The sequence below is a fragment of the Luteibacter sp. genome (assembly GCF_036499525.1).
GTDB lineage: Bacteria > Pseudomonadota > Gammaproteobacteria > Xanthomonadales > Rhodanobacteraceae > Luteibacter.
The window spans coordinates 15,599-37,197 of sequence record NZ_DASYDO010000004.1; the positions used below are offsets into that span (position 1 = coordinate 15,599).

The following is a 21,599-nucleotide window of genomic DNA, read 5'->3' on the forward strand; positions in this document are numbered from 1 at the left end:
TGAGTCGCTCCCACGGGGTAATTGGTTGCACCGTGAGGTTGGCTTGAATGCGGGTGCGGTTAGCCGGCGCCTGCCTTGCGCACCAAGGTATCGAATGCCGTAGAGGTCTGCTCCTCGGTGAAGTCGCAGTGGCCATCGCCCACCGGATCGAGCACGGTGAGCCATTTCTCGCCTCCCGCTGCTCTGATCTGTTCGGCGTATACCCCATGGAATCGTGGTGGGATGGTCTGATCGAACGCATTCCACTGCATCACTAGCGGGACTTCGACATGGCCAGTCAAGGTGACGTTGCGCCTGGCATAGGCCTTCGCTTCCGATGAGGCACTGTAGCGATGCACGCTGCGATTGAACGCGACGTCGTCACCGAAGCCCTCGTACACCTCTTTCCGGTTATCGACAGGCATCCCGCCGGCGCGCTGTTCGATTTCGCGGAGCACCATGTAATACAGAGCCAGTGTCGGCAGCGTTTCCGGCCTCTCCTCCAGACGTCTTGCCAGTACGGCGGCTTCCTTCGGGTGCGCTTCCAATGCCCTGACGATGGCATCGGGCGCGATCGCCGCTGGAGAGTCGGGTGCCGCCAAATCGGGAATAACGCCCGGAATCAACGCATCGAATGCCACGAGGGGAGTCACCACGCCTCGGGCCAATATATCCGACGTGGATACTGTTAACCCGCAGGTGATCATCGCGCCCGTATAAGCATGTGGGTAGCGTTCGATGCTTGCGGCGACGGCCAGCCCTCCCAGCGAAAAGCCGTAGATATAGGTGTGGGTCGGCTGAACATACGTTCGGACAAAGTGCTGGCGGAGTCGCTCAGTGTCGGCAATGGCGTCGCTCACCGCCCAGCCCTGCGATGCATATTGGCTCTGGGCGACTGCGAACCCTTTCTTGAGGAACACGGGAGTCGCATCCGCAGCCGTCATCGGTGTAGAGACAGGAGCTCCCACGGGCTGATAGCCATGCATAAGCATGACAAGGTCGCCGTTCCAGTGGGCAGGGACATCGATGCGATAGAGGGCATCGTGCAAATTGCCGGTATAGGTTCCCGGGCTGGGCTTCGCGGCATGGGCAGGCCAGGAGCCGACGACGCTGCACATAACCACGACCAGGCAGAGTCCAGTAACGTTGCGTAACGCTGTAAAGGTCATCTCATCACTCCGATGGTCGGAACAGGGACAGCTGCCTGTGCGGCCACGAGATGGGCGCCAGCGGGCACAGCGCGATGTGGCTAGGCTCAGGTCGCAGTGTGGCCGCCGTCCTGTGGCTTGCGCGCTGATCATAATGATTTCTAACAATGAACTGGCGTTGCGGCGGCACCCTAGAACAGCTCCCCCTGCGGCGAATGAATCCGCGGCGGCACGAACTGCGACGTGTCCAGCAACACATCCCACGCCCGATCGATCCCGCTCTTCCGCCGCGCGACCTCGACACGCTTGCGAATGATGTCCGCAAATACCCCCTGCCCCCGCATGCGCGTCGCAAAGTTCGAGTCGTAGTCCTTCCCGCCATTCATCTGCTGGATCAGGCTCATGATGTGCGCCGCACGGTCGGGGTAATGCAGGTCCAGCCATTCCCGGAACAGCTGCTTCAATTCATAGGGAAGGCGGACACACGTGTAGCCGGCGGCGTTCGCGCCGTTCGCCGCCGACTGTTCGATGACGGCCTCGAGGTCGCGTTCGTTGAGTGCGGGAATGATCGGTGCGACCAGGACACCTACCGGCACACCCGCTTGCGCAAGCGTCCCCACCGCTTTCATGCGCCGGTGTGGCGCCGACGCCCGCGGCTCGAGCTTCGATGCCAGTTTGTTGTCCAGCGAATTGATCGAGATGAACACCTGCACGAGCTTGCGCTTCGCCATCGGCACGAGGATGTCCAGGTCGCGCTCCACCAGTGCGTTCTTGGTCACGATCGTGCACGGGTGGTTGCATTCGTTGAGCAACGCCAGCGCAGCGCGCGTCAGCCGCCATTGCTTCTCGATGGGCTGGTACGGATCGGTATTGCTGCCGATGTTGATCGGCTTGCACACGTAGCTCCGCTTCGATAGCTCGCCACGCAGGACCTCCTCCAGGTTCGTCTTCGCGAACAGCTTCGTCTCGAAGTCCAGACCGGGGGAGAGGTTGAGGTACAAGTGCGAGGGACGGGCGAAGCAATAGATGCACCAGCATTTTATGACGAACTGGAAAGTGTTCCGCTCTAAGGCAATAGCCGACATTTCAATCGGTCAGGCTACGCCTTGCGAATCGATGGTCTATGCTCTCTTCTAGAGAGTCAGGCTCGCTTCCGTAAGGGGAACGTCTGGAGTCACGTCGTTCCATCGTTCGATCCCTGGGAAGACTGGGACCAACGCTCCAATAACGTCGTTGAATCCGTGGTCAAACTCGGAGACGACTAGACCATCGCCCTCGGTATGGAATCTGACGAAAACCTCGTCGTGAGTAAACGCGTCCCGGTTAAACGCGTCAATCCGCTGGACGCTATCAATTTGTACCGATTTCCGATCGAGCACAATAAAGAGAAAGCAAGTTTCCTGAGATACCACGCGCGTTCTGGGGTCAAATGAAGTACGCGTGCGATTGAATTGCATGGCTACCCCGGATAGATCGTGTCATATAGATTACAGGCGGCTTCGCGATCGGCAGCGGCTCCGTCAGCTGAACCTGCTATACCCCTGTTACAGCGCCCACAACTGCGTCCGGCGGACTTCCTGCAGCCGTGCCTACCTCGGTTCCGCCCGCAACACCCGCCTCCCCGCCACTTTGTACTTTCGTTCATTGTGATACCCGAATTATCGGGCGGAGTAATCGTTGTAGTCGAACTCCGGGAAAGCGACGAACGGATCGGTGTTGACTACTGGGTTGTTTCTTAGCCTCGGCAGCGCATTTGCTTGAATATCCACCTTGACCGCCGTCGGCTTGCCTCGCTTGGCTATCAGACGCGTCATCGCCTCGGCGACGTGCTCGCCATGAAACAATTGATCTACCGCGAGATTCGGGCGCTCTTGGGTAAACTGATCCGCCGCGGTCATCAACCGGAAGCGCCAGCCATCGAACAGTGCGCCGCCGACAAAGTCCATACGCCATAGCATCTTAGGCGCCGCGGCCATTTGGTGGGTTGTCGACGACGGCCCTACGGCTGCGACGAGGCCAGCAATGCCGCAAAGAGGCAGACCTTTTTCCTTATAAATCTGGTGGACTCGCCTGTGGTTGCCGCGACATCGGCAGCTCTATCTAGGCAATCAGCCTTGTTCCCTAACCAAAATAGAGAAGCACAATTGCCAGGACAGCCAGTTCTACGAGGAAGAACGACACGAGCCTCACTACCAAGATATCTCCGTCCTTTTGGCAAACTTTGTAAGCAAGAAAAAAATTAGCGAAGGGCCAAACAATGAAGAATATGTAGCGCCCTGGCGATGCCGCATTGAAAAGGATAGCGGAAAGAACATGGCCCAATGCTATCATCGGGGCCCACATCAAAATCAAGAGGATGTTCTGCATCTCGTAAGTTCAAGCAAGCCTTAAGGGTTAACCCGCGATTCGGCGGACTGCTCGTGTGGAGGATTCTTCAGGGAACGTCAGCGCCTGGCTGTCTTTGTTCGTGGTGTTTCCGCGGGAGTCGTAGCCAAACGTGTGGACAGGCGTGGCGCCGATAGTGATCGACTCGAGGCGATTTCCCAGATAGTTGTAGGTATGCGTGCCGTCGTTATTCGTAAGGCTGCGAATATTGTTCAGCGTGTCATACGTGTACGACTCTGTTCCCCAAAGATTGTCCGCGGTAGCGCTCAGGAGACGGTTGAGGCCGTCGTAGGTCATATCCTTGGTACGTTGATCGCTTCCTGATCCGTCGAGGATCTGGGTCAGGTTTCCGTTGTTATCGTACGTCAGGAATTCACGTATGACTGGGCCGCCAGCGGTGTCGTAGGTAAAGTAGTCCAACAGTTTTCTGTCGTTCTTGGAAGCGGTATATGAGGCACCGTTCCCCAAGCTGTAGGAGCTGACGTCGCCGTCTGGGAAGTAGCTGACGCCGCTAAGGTAATTCCCGGCCGTGGTCGGGCGGCCAAGCGCATCCGGGTTGTACGGCACAACCTCGCCGTTCGGATAGCGGACTTGGCTCAGAGCAGCATTCTGATCATAGTCATAGTTGAATGCCCAGCTCCACCCGTCGATGCCCAGCACTTCGGTAGTGAGGAGTCCGAGCTTATTTCGGCCATAAGTCCAGCTCACTTCCCCGGACGTCGCAGTGGCCGGGTTTCCGAGAGGATCGTAGGCGAATGTTGTCGGCGCGGTACCGGTTGGATAGACGATCGACGTTACGCGATTCATCGGGTCGTATGATCGCACCGTCTTCATGGTCTCGACGACCTGGTCCTGACCGCACTGCCCACCGGCATTGAAACTGGAACCGGCCGTGCTCCAGACGACGTTGTCGGCGCCGTCGTAGGCCATGATCTCACTACCCGACTCCGGCTCCCACGTGCGGCAGAGGCGGAATTCGTTGTCGTAGATCATTAGTTTCGTCAGCGAATCGACGGCACCGTCAGATTGGGTTATCTCATGAGGATTACCGAAGACGTCGCGCTGAATCGTCTGTACGACCCCTTCGGGTGCGGCCACTTTTACGACGTTCTCGTATGCCGGCTGGTCGAATGCCTGATACCAGCTTGTCGTTGGGATGCCTTTGGGATCGGTAACTCGCTTTGCACCCCCGGAGTAGTAAACCGTCGTTGTGGTGAGGTAATTCGGTCCATCACTCTGAGTCGAACTCGTGGAACGCCCGAGGACGTCGAACACGGTTGTGATGCCTGCAGTGATGCTGGTGAGGTCAGCCGCTCCATTGACAGGATAAGACGCGAAGGTTTTGCGACCCTTCCAGTCGTAGCCCGTCCCTGTCGACACGTAGAGCGCTTGGTCGCTCGCTCGCGCGACACCGGATAGAACAGGACGAAGCATCGCATCGAAATCCGTGCGCTGGACCTTGTCACCTTGGCTCACTGTCCGGACCCAATGACTTCCGTTTACACCCAGGGCTGGACCCGAGAAGGTGTACTGGAAGACCTTTGGGTGCCAATTCACCGTATCACCAGCGGGATACACGATGCCTGCCAGGCGACCGATCACGTCATAGGTATAGGATGTCGTTGCCTGCGCCTGGTTGCGGATGGACGTAATCTGTCCCAGGTCGTCGACCGTGATGGCCTGAGTTTGCGTATCAGGGTAAGTGATGGATCGTGGTATACCGCGCTTGTAGTCGGACAGTAACGTCGCATGCCCATTGCCGTCGGTGAAGCTTGCGAGCTGCCCGAACGTGTCGAACGAGTACGCCATGACCTTCCGCCCGAAGTGGTACCGCTCCGCCAACGTGAGCCTGTTCGAGTCATAGACGTTCTTGCTTACCTCGGTCCCGTTAATCGAACTCTGCAGTGGCAGGCTCAATATCCAATGCGGGTAGTCGTCCTGGACAGTGTTCGTTTCGTTCAGGCCGTAACCGAAATTGTTGCTGCGCGCTGTGTCGTGGGGGCGTGCAAAGCTATCGAAGGAAAGAACGTTCCACGTGAATATGTCATCCCCGCGCGGATCCGCCGGATTAGGATCATCGTCCACCGTGATGACTTGCGAGCCAACGGGAATCTTCTTTTCGTTCTGATCGGAATTCACGCGCGACCCTGGCATATAGCCCCACGGCGACGGGTATGCTGCCGCGCGGGAATCAAGGGCAGGATTTGGATCAACATAGTTGTACTGCGTGAGCTTTCGACGACGGCTCAGGTCCGCAGCACCTTCGAAGACCTCTTCAGTTTTCAGCAGGCTTTCGCTGTAGTCGAATCTATTGCTGAAGGTGCTTCGTTCGACATGAAGATCCGGATAAGTAACATTCGTCCACACCGTCGTTGGGCAGCCTGCCGTGCAGTTCACACCCCAACTTTCGTTGGCAGGTGAGTAAGAGTACTCCAACGTCTGTGTGCCAATCCCGGCGCCTGAGAACTGCTTCTTTGTAATCGACATTGAGTAAGAGGCGTTGGGAATCTCCGCGTGAGTACCAACACCATTTGGTGTCGCGGGCATGTTTGGGCCGGCCTTGCAGCCGCGTGGCACATAGGAGCGGCCGCGCTTGATTGGCTTGACGGTGAACGTTGCCGCCAGGCCTGAAGGATGCGTCATGGATCCGGTGTACGATTGGTCGAGATTCTGCGGCGCGCCGATCGCGTCGCACGTTCCGGCGGCCTCTATCCTGGGATACTCCTTATTCAGATCGGAGATGTTGAAACCCCACACTGACCCGTCTGGCTGCGTCACCGTAGACAGACGGAAGCCCAAGGTGTCCGGCACATAGCTGTAGTTCCACGTCCTCGTCCCAGCCGAGCCTCCCTGCACGGTGATGCTCGAAACCCGGTCTCCGTCATATGCGAGCGTAACGTGTCGACCGTCGTCTGGCGCCTCTGAGTCAATGCTTGTTAGACGGTTCTGTGCGTCATAACTGTAGACGATGGCGTTGTCGAAGCGGTCGGCGACCCGCGTCACGAGCATGCGACCCTCTTCCCGATTGAGCAGGTCGTCGAGCGCGGCCATGGGAGAAAATATGCCGTTCGCCATCGCGAAGCCGGTGCCCGGGTTCGTAGGCCGCGTTACACCAGTCATCGCTCGGTAGCTCAGGCGATTGAACCAGTATCGTGTACCGTCGGGCGCATACGCAATGAACGCCTCGAGGCTTGGGTCTGCAAGTTCAGTGGTACAGCCGAGTACCCAGTTCTGTTTTGTGACGATGGGGTATGCGCGTCCAGGCGTACCCGCATCGAAGGGTGTCGCTGTGTTGGCCGCCGAACGACTCAAAAGTTCTTGTGTGCCCTGTCCCGGAATGCGCATGTGGTAGCCCGACCACCAGTTGTCCGGCTCCCAGTCGGGTCGTGACGGGTCGCCGGCTACCCCTGGCACACTTGGCGGTTCACGGAAGTTGCTACATATCGTCTTCTTGTTGGTTGAGTTGACTCGCCAACCGATATGACTCCCTTGCTGCGTGATTGGCGCTATCGTGGATATGAGCGGGATGTCCAAGTCCCATTCGCCAAAGGCACGCTTCTGTAAGTCGCGACGCTCCTCGGCTACGGGCTCCTTGAAGATTCGACCGATGGTGATTGTCGGCCCCCGGCCGGGTACGGAAATATCCGTCTGCTCAAAGGACAGGCTTCCGTCGTAGAGACTGATGTGCTCACCAAACGGGGTGTCTCCAAGCGGCTCGATGTCCTCGCTGACCTTGATGAATTTCTTGTATTCGTCTTCTGGCGAATTGGCCCCTGGTGCCGACTGCGCGTGAGCAGCCAACGGCAACAAGAGCGAGACCACGACGGTAGCGAATCGGAGCGACAGGCGCTCACCGAGAGGCACGCGGCTAACCGCCGCGCCATGCACGTCAAGACGCATCCATTTCCCCCTGTGCACCGGCGCGTGCCGGCATCGCAGGAAATAGAGGCAATATATTTCGAAAGTCAACAATTTCGCGCGCGTCGCGCAACAGAAACTGATTTGAGGGGCCGTTCGTTGACATCGCAGCCTGCCACGGGGGCCTATTTGCCGTTTTTGCGTAGATCGACGGGTGCAGGCTCCTGCGGCGTCGCCCTAGAACAGCTCCCCCTGCGGCGAATGAATCCGCGGCGGCACGAACTGCGACGTGTCCAGCAACACATCCCACGCCCGGTCGATCCCGCTCTTCCGCCGCGCCACCTCCACCCGCTTGCGGATGATCTCCGCAAACACTCCCTGCCCCCGCATGCGCGTCGCAAAGTTCGAGTCGTAGTCCTTGCCGCCATTCATCTGCTGGATCAGGCTCATGATGTGTGCGGCCCGATCCGGGTAGTGCAGATCCAGCCATTCGCGAAACAGCTGTTTCAGCTCATAGGGAAGGCGGATGCAGGTGTAGCCGGCGGCGTTCGCACCGTTCGCCGCCGCCTGCTCGATGACGGCCTCGAGGTCGCGTTCGTTGAGTGCGGGAATGATCGGTGCGACCAGGACACCTACCGGCACACCGGCTTGCGCAAGCGTCCCCACCGCTTTCATGCGCCGGTGTGGCGCCGACGCCCGCGGCTCGAGCTTCGATGCCAGTTTGTTGTCCAGCGAATTGATCGAGATGAACACCTGCACGAGCTTGCGCTTCGCCATCGACACGAGGATGTCCAGGTCGCGCTCCACCAGCGCGTTCTTGGTCACGATCGTGCACGGATGATTGCATTCGTTGAGCAACGCCAGCGCAGCGCGCGTCAGCCGCCATTGCTTCTCGATGGGCTGGTACGGATCGGTGTTGCTGCCGATGTTGATCGGCTTGCACACGTAGCTCCGCTTCGATAGCTCGCCACGCAGGACCTCCTCCAGGTTCGTCTTCGCGAACAGCTTCGTCTCGAAGTCCAGGCCGGGGGAGAGGTTGAGGTACGAGTGCGAGGGACGGGCGAAGCAATAGATGCACCCGTGCTCGCACCCGCGATAAGGGTTCGTCGACTGCTCGAAACTCACGTCCGGCGAGTCGTTGCGGCTGATGACGCTACGGGCTAGTTCCTCGCGCACCTCGGTGGCCGGGCGTTGCTCGTCGTCCTCGCGGTACCAGCCGTCGTCTTCGGCCTGGTATCGCGTGGACTCAAAGCGGCCCTCCGGGTTGGAGGCGGCTCCTCGGCCTTTGTGGCGCCGGATCATGGGAATCGGTTCGGACATTGTACAAATGTACGACTCCCCCGTCTCAGATGGCGCGATACGGCTCCAGCGTCGTGGGTGCGCCCTATCCTGAGGATGAACGGCGCGAGATGGCGGAAGTGAGCCGGCGCCCGGAGAGCGCCGGCGGCGAAGAGGTCAATGCTCCAGCGGGATGTCCTTTGTTTCGCGGACGAAGAACAGACCGACGATGAAGGTCATCAGGGAGACGATCACCGGGTACCAGAGGCCGTAGTAGATATCGCCCTTCCAGGCCACGAGCATGAAGCCGATGGTGGGCACGAAGCCGCCGAACCAGCCGTTACCGATGTGGTAGGGCAGGCTCATGGAGGTGTAGCGGATGCGCGTGGGGAACATCTCCACCAGCCACGCGGCGATCGGCCCGTAAACGATCGTCACGTAGAGCACGAGGATCGACAGCAGCACGATCAGCATCGGGTAGTTGGTCTGTGCGGGATCGGCCTTTTCCGGATAGCCCGCCGCCTTCACCTGGGCACCGACCTTCGCGGTGAACTCCTTGTTCCGCGCGATGAAGGTCGCCTTGTCGAGCTGCGTGCCTTCGAAGGATTCGATCACCTCGTCGCCGATCTTCACCGTGGCGAGCGTGCCCGCCGGTGCCGCGGCGTTCGAATAAGGAATGCCCTTCTTCGCCAGCACGCTCTTGGCCACGTCGCAGGAGCTCGTGAAGGTCTGCTTGCCTACGGGGTCGAACTGGAAGGTACAGGCGTTGGGATCGGCGGTGACAATCACCGGCGCCGTGGCGGCCGCCGTCTCCACGGCCGGATTGCCGAAGTGGGTAAGCCCCTTGAAGATGGGGAACATGGTCAGGGCGGCCAGCAGGCAGCCCGACAGCACCACGCTTTTCCGTCCGATCTTGTCCGATAGCCAGCCGAAGAACACGAAGAATGGCGTGCCGATAAGCAGCGCCGCAGCGATCAGCAGGTTCGCCGTGGTGCCTTCGATCTTCAGGCTCTGGGTGAGGAAGTACAGCGCGTAGAACTGGCCCGTGTACCAGATCACGGCCTGACCCGCGGTGGCGCCGAACAGGGCGAGGATCACCAGCTTGAGGTTTGGCCAGCGGCCGAAGGCTTCGGTGAGCGGCGCCTTGGAGTGCTTTCCCTCCGCCTTCATCTGCTGGAACACCGGCGACTCCTGCAACTGCATGCGGATGTACACCGAGATGCCGACCAGCACGGACGAGATCAGGAACGGAATGCGCCAGCCCCAGGATTCGAAGCTTTCGTTGCCCATGCCCATGCGCGTGCCGAGGATGACCAGCAGCGACAGGAACAGGCCAAACGTGGCCGTGATCTGGATGAAGCTGGTGTACAGGCCACGCTTGCCCTGCGGCGCGTGTTCCGCGACGTAGGTGGCCGCACCGCCGTACTCGCCGCCGAGCGCCAGGCCCTGCAGCAACCTCAACAGGATCAGCAGCACCGGGGCCAGCACGCCTATCGTCGAATAGCCGGGAAGCACGCCTACCAGGAAGGTGGAGGTACCCATGATGACGATGGTGATGAGGAAGGTGTACTTGCGCCCGATCAGGTCACCCACGCGGCCGAACACGATAGCGCCGAACGGCCGCACGAAGAAGCCGGCGGCGAAGGCGAGCAGGGCGAAGATGAACTGGCTGGTTTCGTTGAGGCCGGTGAAGAACTGCTTGCCAATGATCGCGGCCAGCGAGCCGTAAAGGTAGAAGTCATACCACTCGAAGACCGTGCCCAGGCTGGACGCGAAGATCACGCGCTTGTGACTGCTGCGAATGGTGCCGTCGGCCTGTAGGCCGCTTGCGGTAGTCGCCATGTCGGTCTCCGATCAGAACCGGTAATTGCCGTTGAGGGTGAATTCGTTGGCCGAGGTCTTCTGGCGACCGAGGCCGTCGACGGTCGTCGAATTGAGGTTCGAGTGGAGCCATTCGATGCTGAAGTCGTACGCACCGGCCGTGTATTGCAGGCTGAGGGCCTGCTGCCGGTTCTTGAGGAGGCCCGGTGCCGTGGCGGCCTTCCAGCGCAGCACGTCGTCTTCGTCTGGCTTGCTGCCCGCGATGGTGCCGTACATGCTCCAGTTGGGCGTGAACTTGTAGCCCACCTGCAGGTAGCCGCCTTTGTCCTTGATGTCGCCGAACTGGGAAAGGTCGCCGAAGATCTGCGCGATGGCGGTACCGGTGTACACAGCGCCCTTCACGATGAAGTTTCCGGGCATCCACATGCCACCCACTTCGTACGCGGTGCTCTTGATGCCGCTTTCGATCGGCGTCACCGTCTCGCCATCCACGCCGTGCAGGTCCAGCTTGCTGTAGTGCGCGGACGCGAACATCTGCCAGTTGCTGCCCTTCGCGGTCAGCCTGGCCTCTACCTGCGGCTTGAAGCCGGCATTGCCCGCGGTGAGGTAATTCGTGGTCAGGCCCGGGCCGTTCCAGCTGCCCTCGAACACGCCGAGGTCGAAGCGCCACTTCACGCCTTCCGATCCGTGATTGAGGTCCTGCATGAAGACGACGCCTGGATAGCGCCAGCCGATCATGCCGGTGCCGTAGCCCAGCGGGAAGGCGATGTGCGAGAGCGACTGGGGAACGTATTCCAGCGGGAACATGAGGTCCCACATCTGTCCGATGCGGAACGTGGTGCCCGTGGCGGCGTTGGTGATGTCCATGTATGCCTGGCGCAGGCGCGGCGTCGGCTGCTGCTGGCTGTACGCACCGGTGCCGTTGAAGCCACCGAAGAAGTCCATCTCGATGCGGCCGCTGCCGGCCCAGTTTTCGGTGAATTTCGCGCCGGTGAAGTCGAGCCAGAAGCGGGTGTTTCGCACGTCGACGCCGCTCAGCGAGTCGTTCACGCGGCCGCCCTGGCCGGGAATCGGGTACTCGGCGTTAGCGCCGTTGCCGTACGTGAAGCTCTTGCTCTGGTTGAACGCGTTGGCGTTGATGAAGCCGTGCAACGCCACCGACACGCCGGGTGCCGAGCTGAAGGTTGGCTTCGCCGGCACGGTGGCCACGACCTTCTCTACCTTGGTCACCTTTTCGTCGGTCTGCTGGGCCTGCGACTGCGCGGCCTGGGCCGTGGCATTGGCCTGGCTCGTGGCCGTCCGCTGCTCCTGGATCATGGCTTTCAATTCGGCCAGCTGCTGCTCGAGCTGGCTGACCCTGGATTCGAGTTCGGCCTCGCGCGTGGATTTTTTTGCCCTGGACTGGGCATGGGCCTGGTCCGGTAATGCCGCCATCGGCAACATCAAGGCACAGGCGACGCTGAGGGCGATGGCCTTGCGGCCGCCGGAGCGAATGCTGTTCATCATGGTCTCCCCAACCATTGGCAGGCCGAGCATGTGACACGCCCGCTGGAGCTGCCATTCGCCAAAGGTCGAACCTCGACCAAAGTCGTAGCGGGTTCGCAGCTTAATGGTGCGCCGCGAGGCTAAACTTCATGCCATAGCACTGTTCAGGAGCCAGCATGTCCGATCTATACCCGGTCGATCCCGCCTTCGCCGCCACCGCGCGCGTCCGCAGGGACGACTACCAGCGCATGTACGCCCGTTCGGTCCAGGAACCCGAGGCCTTCTGGAAAGAGATGAGCGAGCGGCTGGACTGGATCGTGCCGCCCACGAAGATCAAGAACGTCTCGTTCGACCCCGACGACCTGCACATCCGCTGGTTCGAGGACGGCCAGCTCAACGTCTCGGCCAACTGCCTGGACCGGCACCTGGGGGAGCGGGGCGACAAGGTCGCCATCATCTTCGAGGGCGACGACCCCAATGAGTCGCGCAGCCTCACGTATAAGGAACTCCACACCGAGGTGTGCAAGTTCGGGAATACGCTGAAGAACCTGGGCGTCGTCAAGGGCGACCGCGTGGTGATCTATCTGCCGATGATCCCGGAGGCGGCGGTGGCCATGCTCGCCTGCGCGCGCATCGGCGCGGTGCACTCGGTCGTGTTCGGCGGCTTCTCGCCGGATTCGCTGGCCAGCCGCATCGCCGATTCGGGCGCCAAGCTCATCGTCACCGCCGACGAAGGCACGCGCGGCGGCAAGAAGATTCCGTTGAAGGCGAACGTGGACGAATCGCTTACCCGGCCACACACCAGCAGCGTGGAGACGGTGATCGTCGTGCGCCGCACCGGCGGCGCCATCCCGTTCCAGTCGCCGCGCGACCGCTGGTACCACACGCTGATGGAAGGCCAGTCCGACGTCTGCGACTACGAGCCGATGAACGCGGAAGATCCGCTGTTCACACTGTACACCTCGGGCTCTACCGGGCTGCCGAAGGGCGTGCTGCATACCAGTGGTGGCTACCTTGTCTATACCAGCCTCACCCACGAGCTGGCCTTCGACCTGCGCGAAGACGACATCTATTGGTGCACCGCCGACGTGGGTTGGGTTACCGGCCATAGCTATGTCGTGTATGGCCCGCTGGCGAATGGCGCCACGGTGGTGATGTTCGACGGCGTGCCGAACTATCCGGACTTCAGCCGCTTCTGGCAGGTGGTGGACAAGCACAAGGTGACCCTGTTCTACACCGCACCCACTGCCATCCGCGCGCTGATGCGCGAGGGCGAGGGCCCGGTGAAGAAAACCTCGCGCCAGAGCCTTCGCGTGCTGGGCACAGTGGGCGAGCCGATCAATCCGGAGGCCTGGAACTGGTACTACCGCGTGGTGGGCGACGAGCGCTGCCCGGTGGTGGATACCTGGTGGCAGACGGAAACCGGCGGCTTCATGATCACGCCGCTGCCGGGCGCGATCGATCTCAAGCCCGGCTCAGCCACCTTGCCGTTCTTCGGCGTGAAGCCGGCCATCGTCGACACCGACGGCAAGCCGCAGGAAGGCGAGTGCAGCGGCAATCTCGTCATCACCGATTCCTGGCCGGGCCAGATGCGAACGGTGTATGGCGATCACCAGCGCTTCGTCGACACTTACTTCAAGACCTATCCGGGCAACTACTTCACCGGCGACGGCGCTCGCCGCGACGCCGACGGCTACTACTGGATCACGGGACGCGTGGACGACGTGATCAACGTGTCCGGCCATCGCATCGGCACCGCGGAAGTGGAGAGCGCGCTGGTGGCGCATCCAAAGGTCGCCGAGGCCGCCGTCGTGGGTTGCCCGCACGACATCAAGGGCCAGGGCATCTATGCCTTCGTCACGCTCGTCGCGGGGGAAGCGGGTAGCGAGGCACTGGTCAAGGAATTGATCGCGGGGGTTCGCAAGGAGATCGGTCCGATCGCCGCGCCGGATTACCTGCAGTGGGCCCCGAGCCTGCCGAAGACGCGTTCCGGGAAGATCATGCGCCGCATCCTGCGCAAGATTGCCGAAAACCAGCCCGATCAGCTGGGTGATGTGTCCACCCTCGCCGATCCCGGCGTGGTAAAGAGTTTGGTGGAAGAACGGTTGGTCAAGTAGCCCATGTCCGACGTCCTCATCGCCGACGACCATCCCCTGTTCCGCGACGCCCTGCAGCGCGCGGTGCTGGCAGCGGTGCCGGATGCCACGGTACACACGGCGGACAGCGTGCCTGCGCTGTTCGCCCTCATCGAATCCCTTCCGGATGCCGATCTGTTGTTGATGGATCTGCATATGCCGGGTGCGCGTGGTTACTCCGCACTTGCGCATATCCGCGGGCAGTATCCCGGCTTGCCCACCATCGTCGTGTCGGGGCATGAGGAAGGACAGATCGCGCGGCGCGCGCTTGCGCACGGGGCTTCCGCGTATATCCCGAAGTCGGCGGCGGTCGAACAGATTGTCGAAGCGGTTCGCGCGGTGCTCGATGGCGATGTCTGGTTACCGCATCAGCTGGTGGGCGGAAGCCTGGAGCTGAAGGCCGACGAGGCAGACGTAGCCGCACGTGTCGCCACGCTGACTCCCCAGCAGTTTCGCGTTTTGAACATGATCGCCGAAGGCCTGCTCAACAAGCAGATCGCCTTCGACCTCGGCGTGTCCGAGGCGACCGTGAAGGCGCATATGACGGCGATCATGCGGAAGCTGGGGGTGTCGAATCGCACACAGGTGGCGTTGGCTGCGAGCCATCTTGATGTCGAGAAGGAAGCATTCCCCGGCGTCTCGCAGGAAGGGTAAAACTGTTTCAGGCCGCGTGCGTGCCCGTGCGCTTCACCAGCGCCACCAGCAGCGCACGCAGCGCCGCTGGTCGTACCGGCTTGTGCAGCAACGGATACCCCAGCGCACGCGCGCGCTGTTTCAGCTCCGTGCTCCCGTCCGCCGTGACCATCGCCGCCGGCGGCATCCGCGTCAGCTTGTTGCCCAGGAACTGCAAGGCCTCGAGGCCATCCACACCGTCGCCAAGATGATAGTCCGCCAGGATGAGATCCACATGCGTGGACGAAAGCGTTTCCAGCGCCGCATCCACATCCACGGCCACCCGGCAATCCACGCCCCATCGTCCGAGCAATGCACGCATGCCTTCGAGAATCGTCTCGTCGTTGTCCAGGCAAAGCACGGTAAGCGGTAGTTGCTCTCCGCCTGGCCGGACGACCGCGGGTGGCCGCTTGCGCGACACCGCTTCCGCGCGTGGAACGGTGATACTGAAGCAACTGCCCTGGCCGACGCGCGAGCGCAATCCCAAGGGGTGGTCGAGAATGCCCGCAAGGCGATCGCAGATGGAGAGACCGAGGCCGAGGCCTTTTTCTCCCCATGGCGACGGTCGCTCCAGACGCTGGAACTCGCCAAAGATACGTGCCTGCTGCTCGTCGGCGATACCCGGGCCACTGTCCCATACTTCGATGCGCACCTCCCCGCCAGCACGACGCACGCCGAGCAACACGCCGCCGGAACGCGTGTAACGCAGCGCATTGGACAGGAAGTTAGCGACGATACGGCGCAGCAGCTGTGCATCCGAGCGCACGGCGAGTGACGACGGCACCACCCGGAGCGTCAGGCCACGCTGTTCGGCTACGACGGCGAATTGCTGCCGCAGTGAATCGAACAGATCGGCCAGCGCGAATGGCGCGATCTCCGGCCGGTAGCTGCCGGCGTCGAGTCGCGACACATCCAGCAGCGCGTCCAGCAGATCTTCCGCCGCGCGGAACGAGGCGTCGATACGTTCCGCCAGCTTAGCCACTTCGCCGTCCAACCCGGGATGCTGGCGCAGCGCGGAGGTGAACAGGCGGGCCGCATTGAGCGGCTGGAGAAGGTCGTGACTGGCGGCAGCGAGGAAGCGCGTTTTCGACGCGTTCGCCGCCTCCGCCTCGCGTCGCGCGATCGCCGTGGCGGTCAGCGCTTCCGACAGTTCGGCCGTGCGGTCTTCCACGCGTTGCTCAAGCGTCTCGTTCGCATCGATAAGGGCCTGCTCGACCGACTTGTAGGCGGTGACATCGGTAAAGGTAGTGACGAAGCCGCCACCGGGAAGCGCGCGGCCGCGCATTTCGATGACGGTGCCGTCCGGACGCACGCGCTGGAAGACATGCGGTGAGCCAGCGCGCATGTAGCGAATGCGCTTGGCCACATGCTCGTCCACTTCGCCTGGCCCGCATTCGCGGTGCTCCGCGTTCCAGCGGATGAGGTCGGCCACTGGAAGTCCCACGTAAACCATGCCCTCCGGGTAACCGAAGAGCTCCAGGTAACGGCGGTTCCACGCCACCAGGCGCATCTCGCCATCGACCACGCTGATGCCCTGCGACACGTTTTCCAGCGTGGTGGAAAGTAGCTCTCGGTTGAAGCGTAGTTCCTGCGAAGCCTCGTCCATCAACGCCATGGCTTCGGCGATGTCCAGGCCCGTACCCGACAGTGCTCCCATCAGGATGCGGCGCGCGCTGGCCGCGCCTACCGCGCTGGCAAGAAGGCGCTCGGTAAACTGGATGAGCGGGCGGTCTGCGGCGTCGGCGGGGGAGAGCGTCACGCCATGCCGTTGGCTATATTCGTTGAAGGCGCGCACGGTGACGCGATCGCCGACGATGCGGCCTGCGATCGTGCCGAGATCGCGCACCGTGACACGGCCACGCCAGTCACCCACGCCGGTGGCGCTCCGCACGAAGGGATCGACGAAGAGCGCGGCATGCAAGCGTTCCGCCACGCTGGGACGGAAACGCAGCGAGATGAAGACGAGGCAGCCGACGTTGAACAGCAGCGACCAGAAGGTGCCGTGCGTTACCGATTCCCATCCGGTCAGGTGGAACAACTCCGTTGGCTTGAGCCAGCCCAGCCCGAACGGACCTTCGTCCATCCAACCGGGATGCAGCCAGCCCGCGCGGGTCATGGCCGGCAACAGCAGGGTATAGGCCCAGACGACGAAACCGGCAAGCAATCCCACGTACACACCGACGCGGCTTGCGCCACGCCAATAGAGCGCCGACACGATGGCTGGAGCGAACTGGGCCACGGCGGCGAACGACAACAAGCCGGTAGCGGCGAGGTTCTCCGCGTCGGCGATGATACGGTAATAGACGTAGGCGAGCCCGGCGAGGGCGACGATCGCCACGCGCCGGACGAGCAGCACGAGGTTGGAAAGATCGCCCCGCCGCTCGAGGTCGAGCCGCTTCATGCGCAGCAGCGCCGGCATCACCAGGTCGTTGCTGATCATCGTGGCGAGCGCCACGGCGGCGACGATCACCATGCCCGTGGCAGCGGAGAAACCGCCGACGAAGGCCAGCAGCGCGATGCCGCTGTCGCCGAGCGCGATGGGCAGGTTCAGCACCCACGCGTCCACATGGCCCTGCCTCACCTGCGGCAGGTTCAGCCCGGCACTCACGATGGGCAGTACCGCCACCGATATCAGCACCATGTAGATGGGGAAGAACCAGCGCGCACGATGGAGGTCGCGTGGATCCTCGCATTCCACGACGCCGATCTGGAATTGCCGCGGCAGACAGAACATGGCGCAAAAGGCGAGCAGCGTCTGTGCGATGAAACCCGGCGGAAGGCTTCCTTTTTCAAGTTGGGCGACCGGTGCGCGCAGGGTTTCGGCGACGCCGGGGCCGTGAAGGTAGGCGTAGACGCCGATGGCCACGAAGGCAAGCAGCTTCACCAGCGACTCCACCGCCACGGCGAGCATCATGCCGTGGTGATGTTCCGTGGCATCGATGGTGCGGGTGCCGAACAGGATCGCGAATACGGCGAGCAGGCCGGCGCACCACAACGCAGTGTCCCCGAACCACCACGCGGAGCTGCCGGCGCCGAGCACGGTGAACGACATCGCCACTGCTTTGAACTGCAGGGCGATGTACGGAATCACAGCGGTCACCGCGATGATCGCCACGAGCGCGGCAAGGCCATGCGACTTGCCGAAGCGCGCGGCGATGAAATCCGCGATGGACGTGATGTTGCGTTCGCGCGCCACGAGCACCAGGCGCTCGAGCAGGCCAAAACCGAAGACAAAGAGCAAAAGCGGACCGAGGTAGATCGGCAGGTAGGAAAGACCGGAGACGGCGGCGGTACCCACCGCGCCGTAGAACGTCCACGACGAGCAATAGACCGCCAGGGCCAGGCTGTAGACCAGCGGCCGCAACCTGGGTTGCCGGGGATACAGCGGCCGGCGGTCGCCCAGGTAGGCGATGCCAAACAGCAGGCCCACGTAGAGCAGCGACACCAGAAGCAACAGCCAGCCTGCGATCACGATTGGCCTCCCCTATGCGGTCGGGTTCATTCTAGGGCTTGATGGGTTTGGGCGTTACGATTCCCAGATGACCGAAGCCCCGCTCCACATTCCCCCCCTTGCGGACGACGAAATCCATATCTGGCGCTGCCGTTGGGCGGGCGGCGCAGGTGAGCGTGCGTTCGCCGGCATCCTGCGCGGGTACGTTGGCGACGAAGCGGTGCCCATCGAACGCGGCGAGCACGGCAAGCCGTACTTTCCCGCACCGCACGACACACTGGGCTTCAACTGGTCGCACAGTGGTGACGTGGCGCTGTTGGCTCTCGGCCGCGGGTCGGCGGGATTCGAAGTCGGCGTCGACGTGGAAGCGGTACGGCCGCGGGCCCGAGCCCTCGAACTCTCGCAACGATTCTTCGCGCCCCCTGAGACGGCGCGTCTCCAGGGCCTGCCGGAACCGGAGCGGTTGCAAGGCTTCCTCACCCTGTGGACGGCGAAAGAGGCCGTGCTGAAGGCGCACGGCAGTGGCCTGTCCTACGGGCTGCATCGTGTGGCGTTCAGCCTGAACAAGGAGGGCGCCATGCCCGAGGCCTTTGAAGGCGATGTCGGCGTGGCGCGGGAATGGCAGGTGCGGCCGTTGTCGTTTGGCGATGGCCTTGTCGCCGCCGTCGCGTGGCGCGGTGAGAAGCGCGCGCTTCGCGTCTTCACATTTCCGCTTTGAACCTTTTCGCGGCGAGGCGTGTCTGACTCCTTGTGTGTGAGTGTGTGACCGTGGAGTGCGCCACAGGGATGTGGCAAGTTATGCTGGGACGACAGTCATTACGCACGCTGCGCTTGGTGGCGTGCGTTTTTTTCATGGACAGTCGATGACCCTTCTCAGCGTCAACCTCAACAAGATCGCCGTGCTGCGTAACTCCCGCGGCGGCAACGAGCCCGATATCGCCACCGCCGCCCATTGCTGCATCGATGCAGGTTGTGGCGGGCTCACCGTGCATCCCCGCCCCGATATGCGTCACGTAACCCCGGACGATGTCCGCACCCTGGCCGGGCTACTGCGAGGTCGGGTGGAATACAACATCGAGGGCAACCCGTTCGCCGGCGCTCGCGGGGCTTATCCTGGTCTGCTCGAACTTGCTCGCGAAGTGCGTCCGACCCAGGTCACCCTGGTGCCCGATGGCGACGGACAGATCACCTCCGATCACGGCTTCGACCTCACTACCGACATCGGAAAACTGATGCCGCTGGTAGCGGCGTTCCGCGAATTTGGCTGCCGCGTGAGCGTTTTCGTGGATGCGGGCGGCGAAGGGTTCGAAGAGGCGAAGGCGATCGGTATCCAGCGTATCGAGCTTTACACCGGACCTTATGCAAAGGCCTTCGAAGAGGGCAACGCGGGACGCGAGCTGGCCGCGTTCTCGGATACCGCGCGCCGTGCGCAGCAGGCGGGACTCGCGGTGAATGCAGGACACGACTTGAGCCAGGCGAACCTTGGTACGTTCAAGGCGGCGATTCCCGGCCTGGCAGAGGTTTCGATCGGGCATGCCTTGATCAGCGAGGCCTTGTACCAAGGCCTGACAAACACCGTCCGAGCCTACCTGGACATCCTCTCGTAGGAGCGCGCCCTGCGCGCGACAGCTTTTCGCGAAGAGCATCAGGCCCTGTTGCTCTTCGCTAAAAGCTGTCGCGCGCAGGGCGCGCTCCTACGTACGTAACAAAAAAACCCCGCCAGATGGCGGGGTTTTCGGTGTTACCGGACGACCGATCGGTTATTGCGCGTTGACGAAACCGATCTTGGTCAGGCCCTGGCCCTTTGCGTCGGAAAGCACGCGTGCCACGACCTCGTACTGAACCGCATCATCCGCGTCGATCTGCAGTTCCGGCTGGTTCGACTGCTGGGCGATCACCGCGATCTGGGCGCGGAGGCCCAGTTCGTCGACCGGTGTGTCGTTCCAATACAGCGAGCCATCCTGGCGGATCTGCAGCCGGACGGGATCCGGCGGATTCTCTGGGTTGACGATGTTCGGGTTCGGCTGCGGAAGATCGATCTTGATCTTATGCGACAGCATCGGAGCCGTGATCATGAAGATGATCAGGAGCACCAGCATCACGTCGACGAGCGGCGTGACGTTGATGTCCGACATCGGTCCACCGGAGTTGCCTGAGCTGAATGCCATGTTCGTTACTCCCCCGCCTTGCCAGTCGACATGAAGCCGACGTGGACCATACCTGCGTCCTTGGCATCGCCAAGGATCTTTTTCACCACGCGATATTCGGTGGTGCGGTCGGCACGGATCTGGAGTTCCGGCTGCGGCGACTTCGCCGCCGCAACCGCGAACTGGGCCTTCAGTTCAGCCTCAGTGACTTCGCCGTCATTGAGGAAGTACGTACCGTCCGGCTTGACCGCGAGATCCATCGGTTCCACCGGGGTGTCATCCTTAATGTTCGGATTAGCCTTCGGCAGATCGATCTGGACCTTATGGGACATCAGCGGTGCCGTGATCATGAAGATGATCAGCAGAACCAGCATCACGTCGACGAGCGGCGTGACGTTGATTTCCGACATCGGCCCACCGGAGTTGCCCCCGCTGCTCATAGCCATGGGTCAGTTCCTCTTACTTCTTGACGACGGCAGCCGGAGCGGTGCCTTCGACGCGGGCGCCCGTGGCGAAGAAGTCGTGCAGGTCGTGCGCGAATTCGTCGAACTGGGCGTAGGTCAGGCGGTTCGAGCGCATGAAGAAGTTGTACGCAAGCACGGCCGGGATAGCGGTGAACAGACCGAACGCGGTCATGATCAGCGCCTCACCGACAGGGCCGGCAACCTTATCCATCGATGCGGAACCCGATGCGGCGATACCGATCAGTGCGTGGTAGATACCCCACACCGTACCGAGAAGACCGATGAAGGGAGCCGACGAACCGACCGTGGCGAGCAGGGTCAGGCCGCCTTCCAGACGCAGGCTCTCGCGAGCGACGGCCTGGCGCAGGGCGCGATCGATGAATTCCGAACGCGACAGCGTCTCGGCGAGGCGACCACCGGCAGCAGCCTGGTGATGCGCGACGGCCGAAGCGGCGTCGAGAGCGATCTTCGAGAACGGTTCGCCCTTCGGCTGCTCTTCGAGCATACGAATGGCTTCCTGCGTCGACGAGGTGTTCCAGAAACCCTGGATGACCTTGTCGGCGCGCGCACGCACCATGCTGTTACGGATGAAGTTGGCGACGATGAAGTACCACGAGAGTACGGACATCGCGACCAGCACCACGAACACAATCCAACCGAGGAAGTCGAAGTTGTGGATCAGGTGGTCGAAGCCCATCTGCTTGAGGGCGTCGGCATTGGAGTTTTGACCTGGATTAGCAGGCTGAGCGGAGGTGTCTTGCAACATAACGCTACCC

General features: G+C 61.9%; 14 protein-coding genes and 1 pseudogene. 4 read left to right on the forward strand and 11 right to left on the reverse strand.

Annotated features, from left to right (window positions below; all coding sequences use genetic code 11):
- Positions 1-59: 59 nt before the first annotated feature.
- The 7 genes and pseudogenes from VGM71_RS00395 to VGM71_RS00425 form a co-directional block, all read right to left on the reverse strand.
- Positions 60-1,148, reverse strand: a complete 1,089-nt coding sequence (locus tag VGM71_RS00395) for a hypothetical protein (protein WP_331541771.1) — start codon at positions 1,146-1,148, stop codon at positions 60-62.
- Positions 1,149-1,318: 170 nt separating this feature from the next.
- Positions 1,319-2,158 (reverse strand): annotated as a pseudogene (locus VGM71_RS00400) (PA0069 family radical SAM protein); the annotation flags it as partial.
- Positions 2,159-2,785: 627 nt separating this feature from the next.
- A complete protein-coding gene (locus tag VGM71_RS00405; protein ID WP_331541773.1) occupies positions 2,786-3,073 on the reverse strand; it encodes a hypothetical protein in 288 nt (95 codons plus the stop codon).
- A 448-nt stretch (positions 3,074-3,521) separates the two neighbouring features.
- A complete protein-coding gene (locus VGM71_RS00410; protein WP_331541774.1) occupies positions 3,522-7,412 on the reverse strand; it encodes a hypothetical protein in 3,891 nt (1,296 codons plus the stop codon).
- Between the two features lie 195 nt (positions 7,413-7,607).
- Complete coding sequence (locus VGM71_RS00415) at positions 7,608-8,672, reverse strand: PA0069 family radical SAM protein (RefSeq protein WP_331541775.1); 1,065 nt, start codon at positions 8,670-8,672, stop codon at positions 7,608-7,610.
- A gap of 153 nt (positions 8,673-8,825) precedes the next feature.
- Positions 8,826-10,490: an MFS transporter gene (locus tag VGM71_RS00420; RefSeq protein ID WP_331541776.1), complete on the reverse strand. Its 1,665-nt coding sequence runs from the start codon at positions 10,488-10,490 to the stop codon at positions 8,826-8,828.
- Between the two features lie 12 nt (positions 10,491-10,502).
- Positions 10,503-11,972: a hypothetical protein gene (locus VGM71_RS00425; RefSeq protein WP_331541777.1), complete on the reverse strand. Its 1,470-nt coding sequence runs from the start codon at positions 11,970-11,972 to the stop codon at positions 10,503-10,505.
- Positions 11,973-12,130: 158 nt separating this feature from the next.
- Between VGM71_RS00425 and acs the strand changes: the two genes are divergently transcribed.
- Positions 12,131-14,071: an acetate--CoA ligase gene (gene acs / locus VGM71_RS00430; protein ID WP_331541778.1), complete on the forward strand. Its 1,941-nt coding sequence runs from the start codon at positions 12,131-12,133 to the stop codon at positions 14,069-14,071.
- A gap of 3 nt (positions 14,072-14,074) precedes the next feature.
- The gene (locus tag VGM71_RS00435) at positions 14,075-14,743 is read left to right on the forward strand and encodes a response regulator transcription factor (RefSeq protein WP_331541779.1); all 669 of its coding nucleotides are present in this window, start codon (positions 14,075-14,077) and stop codon (positions 14,741-14,743) included.
- Between the two features lie 7 nt (positions 14,744-14,750).
- Here VGM71_RS00435 and VGM71_RS00440 read toward each other — a convergent pair whose 3' ends face one another.
- Positions 14,751-18,233 carry a PAS domain-containing hybrid sensor histidine kinase/response regulator gene (locus tag VGM71_RS00440; protein WP_331541781.1) on the reverse strand — a complete coding sequence of 1,161 codons (3,483 nt, stop codon included), beginning with the start codon at positions 18,231-18,233 and terminating at the stop codon, positions 14,751-14,753.
- Between the two features lie 67 nt (positions 18,234-18,300).
- Here VGM71_RS00440 and VGM71_RS00445 point away from each other — a divergent pair, with 67 nt between their 5' ends.
- Both VGM71_RS00445 and VGM71_RS00450 read left to right on the forward strand, forming a co-directional pair.
- Entirely contained in the window at positions 18,301-18,930 is a 630-nt protein-coding gene (locus tag VGM71_RS00445; protein WP_331541782.1) for a 4'-phosphopantetheinyl transferase family protein, read from the forward strand.
- 145 nt (positions 18,931-19,075) lie between these two features.
- Positions 19,076-19,819: a pyridoxine 5'-phosphate synthase gene (locus VGM71_RS00450; RefSeq protein ID WP_331541783.1), complete on the forward strand. Its 744-nt coding sequence runs from the start codon at positions 19,076-19,078 to the stop codon at positions 19,817-19,819.
- 153 nt (positions 19,820-19,972) lie between these two features.
- On the opposite strand, the gene VGM71_RS00455 is transcribed toward VGM71_RS00450, so the two are convergent.
- The 3 genes from VGM71_RS00455 to VGM71_RS00465 are packed head-to-tail and all read right to left on the reverse strand — an operon-like array spanning position 19,973 to position 21,589.
- Positions 19,973-20,380 carry an ExbD/TolR family protein gene (locus VGM71_RS00455; protein ID WP_072323403.1) on the reverse strand — a complete coding sequence of 136 codons (408 nt, stop codon included), beginning with the start codon at positions 20,378-20,380 and terminating at the stop codon, positions 19,973-19,975.
- A 5-nt stretch (positions 20,381-20,385) separates the two neighbouring features.
- Positions 20,386-20,805: a biopolymer transporter ExbD gene (locus VGM71_RS00460; protein ID WP_331541784.1), complete on the reverse strand. Its 420-nt coding sequence runs from the start codon at positions 20,803-20,805 to the stop codon at positions 20,386-20,388.
- Positions 20,806-20,818: 13 nt separating this feature from the next.
- Positions 20,819-21,589: a MotA/TolQ/ExbB proton channel family protein gene (locus VGM71_RS00465; RefSeq protein ID WP_331541786.1), complete on the reverse strand. Its 771-nt coding sequence runs from the start codon at positions 21,587-21,589 to the stop codon at positions 20,819-20,821.
- Positions 21,590-21,599 lie beyond the last annotated feature (10 nt).

What these genes read in the sequence shown, in the direction of transcription:
- VGM71_RS00405 (WP_331541773.1), bottom strand. Translation starts at nt 3,073, where the DNA reads ATGGACTTTGTCGGCGGCGCACTGTTCGATGGCTGGCGCTTCCGGTTG.
- VGM71_RS00415 (WP_331541775.1), bottom strand. Translation starts at nt 8,672, where the DNA reads ATGATCCGGCGCCACAAAGGCCGAGGAGCCGCCTCCAACCCGGAGGGC.
- VGM71_RS00445 (WP_331541782.1), top strand. Translation starts at nt 18,301, where the DNA reads ATGACCGAAGCCCCGCTCCACATTCCCCCCCTTGCGGACGACGAAATC.
- VGM71_RS00420 (WP_331541776.1), bottom strand. Translation starts at nt 10,490, where the DNA reads ATGGCGACTACCGCAAGCGGCCTACAGGCCGACGGCACCATTCGCAGC.
- VGM71_RS00410 (WP_331541774.1), bottom strand. Translation starts at nt 7,412, where the DNA reads ATGCGTCTTGACGTGCATGGCGCGGCGGTTAGCCGCGTGCCTCTCGGT.
- acs (WP_331541778.1), top strand. Translation starts at nt 12,131, where the DNA reads ATGTCCGATCTATACCCGGTCGATCCCGCCTTCGCCGCCACCGCGCGC.
- VGM71_RS00395 (WP_331541771.1), bottom strand. Translation starts at nt 1,148, where the DNA reads ATGACCTTTACAGCGTTACGCAACGTTACTGGACTCTGCCTGGTCGTG.
- VGM71_RS00455 (WP_072323403.1), bottom strand. Translation starts at nt 20,380, where the DNA reads ATGGCATTCAGCTCAGGCAACTCCGGTGGACCGATGTCGGACATCAAC.
- VGM71_RS00460 (WP_331541784.1), bottom strand. Translation starts at nt 20,805, where the DNA reads ATGGCTATGAGCAGCGGGGGCAACTCCGGTGGGCCGATGTCGGAAATC.
- VGM71_RS00435 (WP_331541779.1), top strand. Translation starts at nt 14,075, where the DNA reads ATGTCCGACGTCCTCATCGCCGACGACCATCCCCTGTTCCGCGACGCC.
- VGM71_RS00465 (WP_331541786.1), bottom strand. Translation starts at nt 21,589, where the DNA reads ATGTTGCAAGACACCTCCGCTCAGCCTGCTAATCCAGGTCAAAACTCC.
- VGM71_RS00425 (WP_331541777.1), bottom strand. Translation starts at nt 11,972, where the DNA reads ATGAACAGCATTCGCTCCGGCGGCCGCAAGGCCATCGCCCTCAGCGTC.
- VGM71_RS00450 (WP_331541783.1), top strand. Translation starts at nt 19,076, where the DNA reads ATGACCCTTCTCAGCGTCAACCTCAACAAGATCGCCGTGCTGCGTAAC.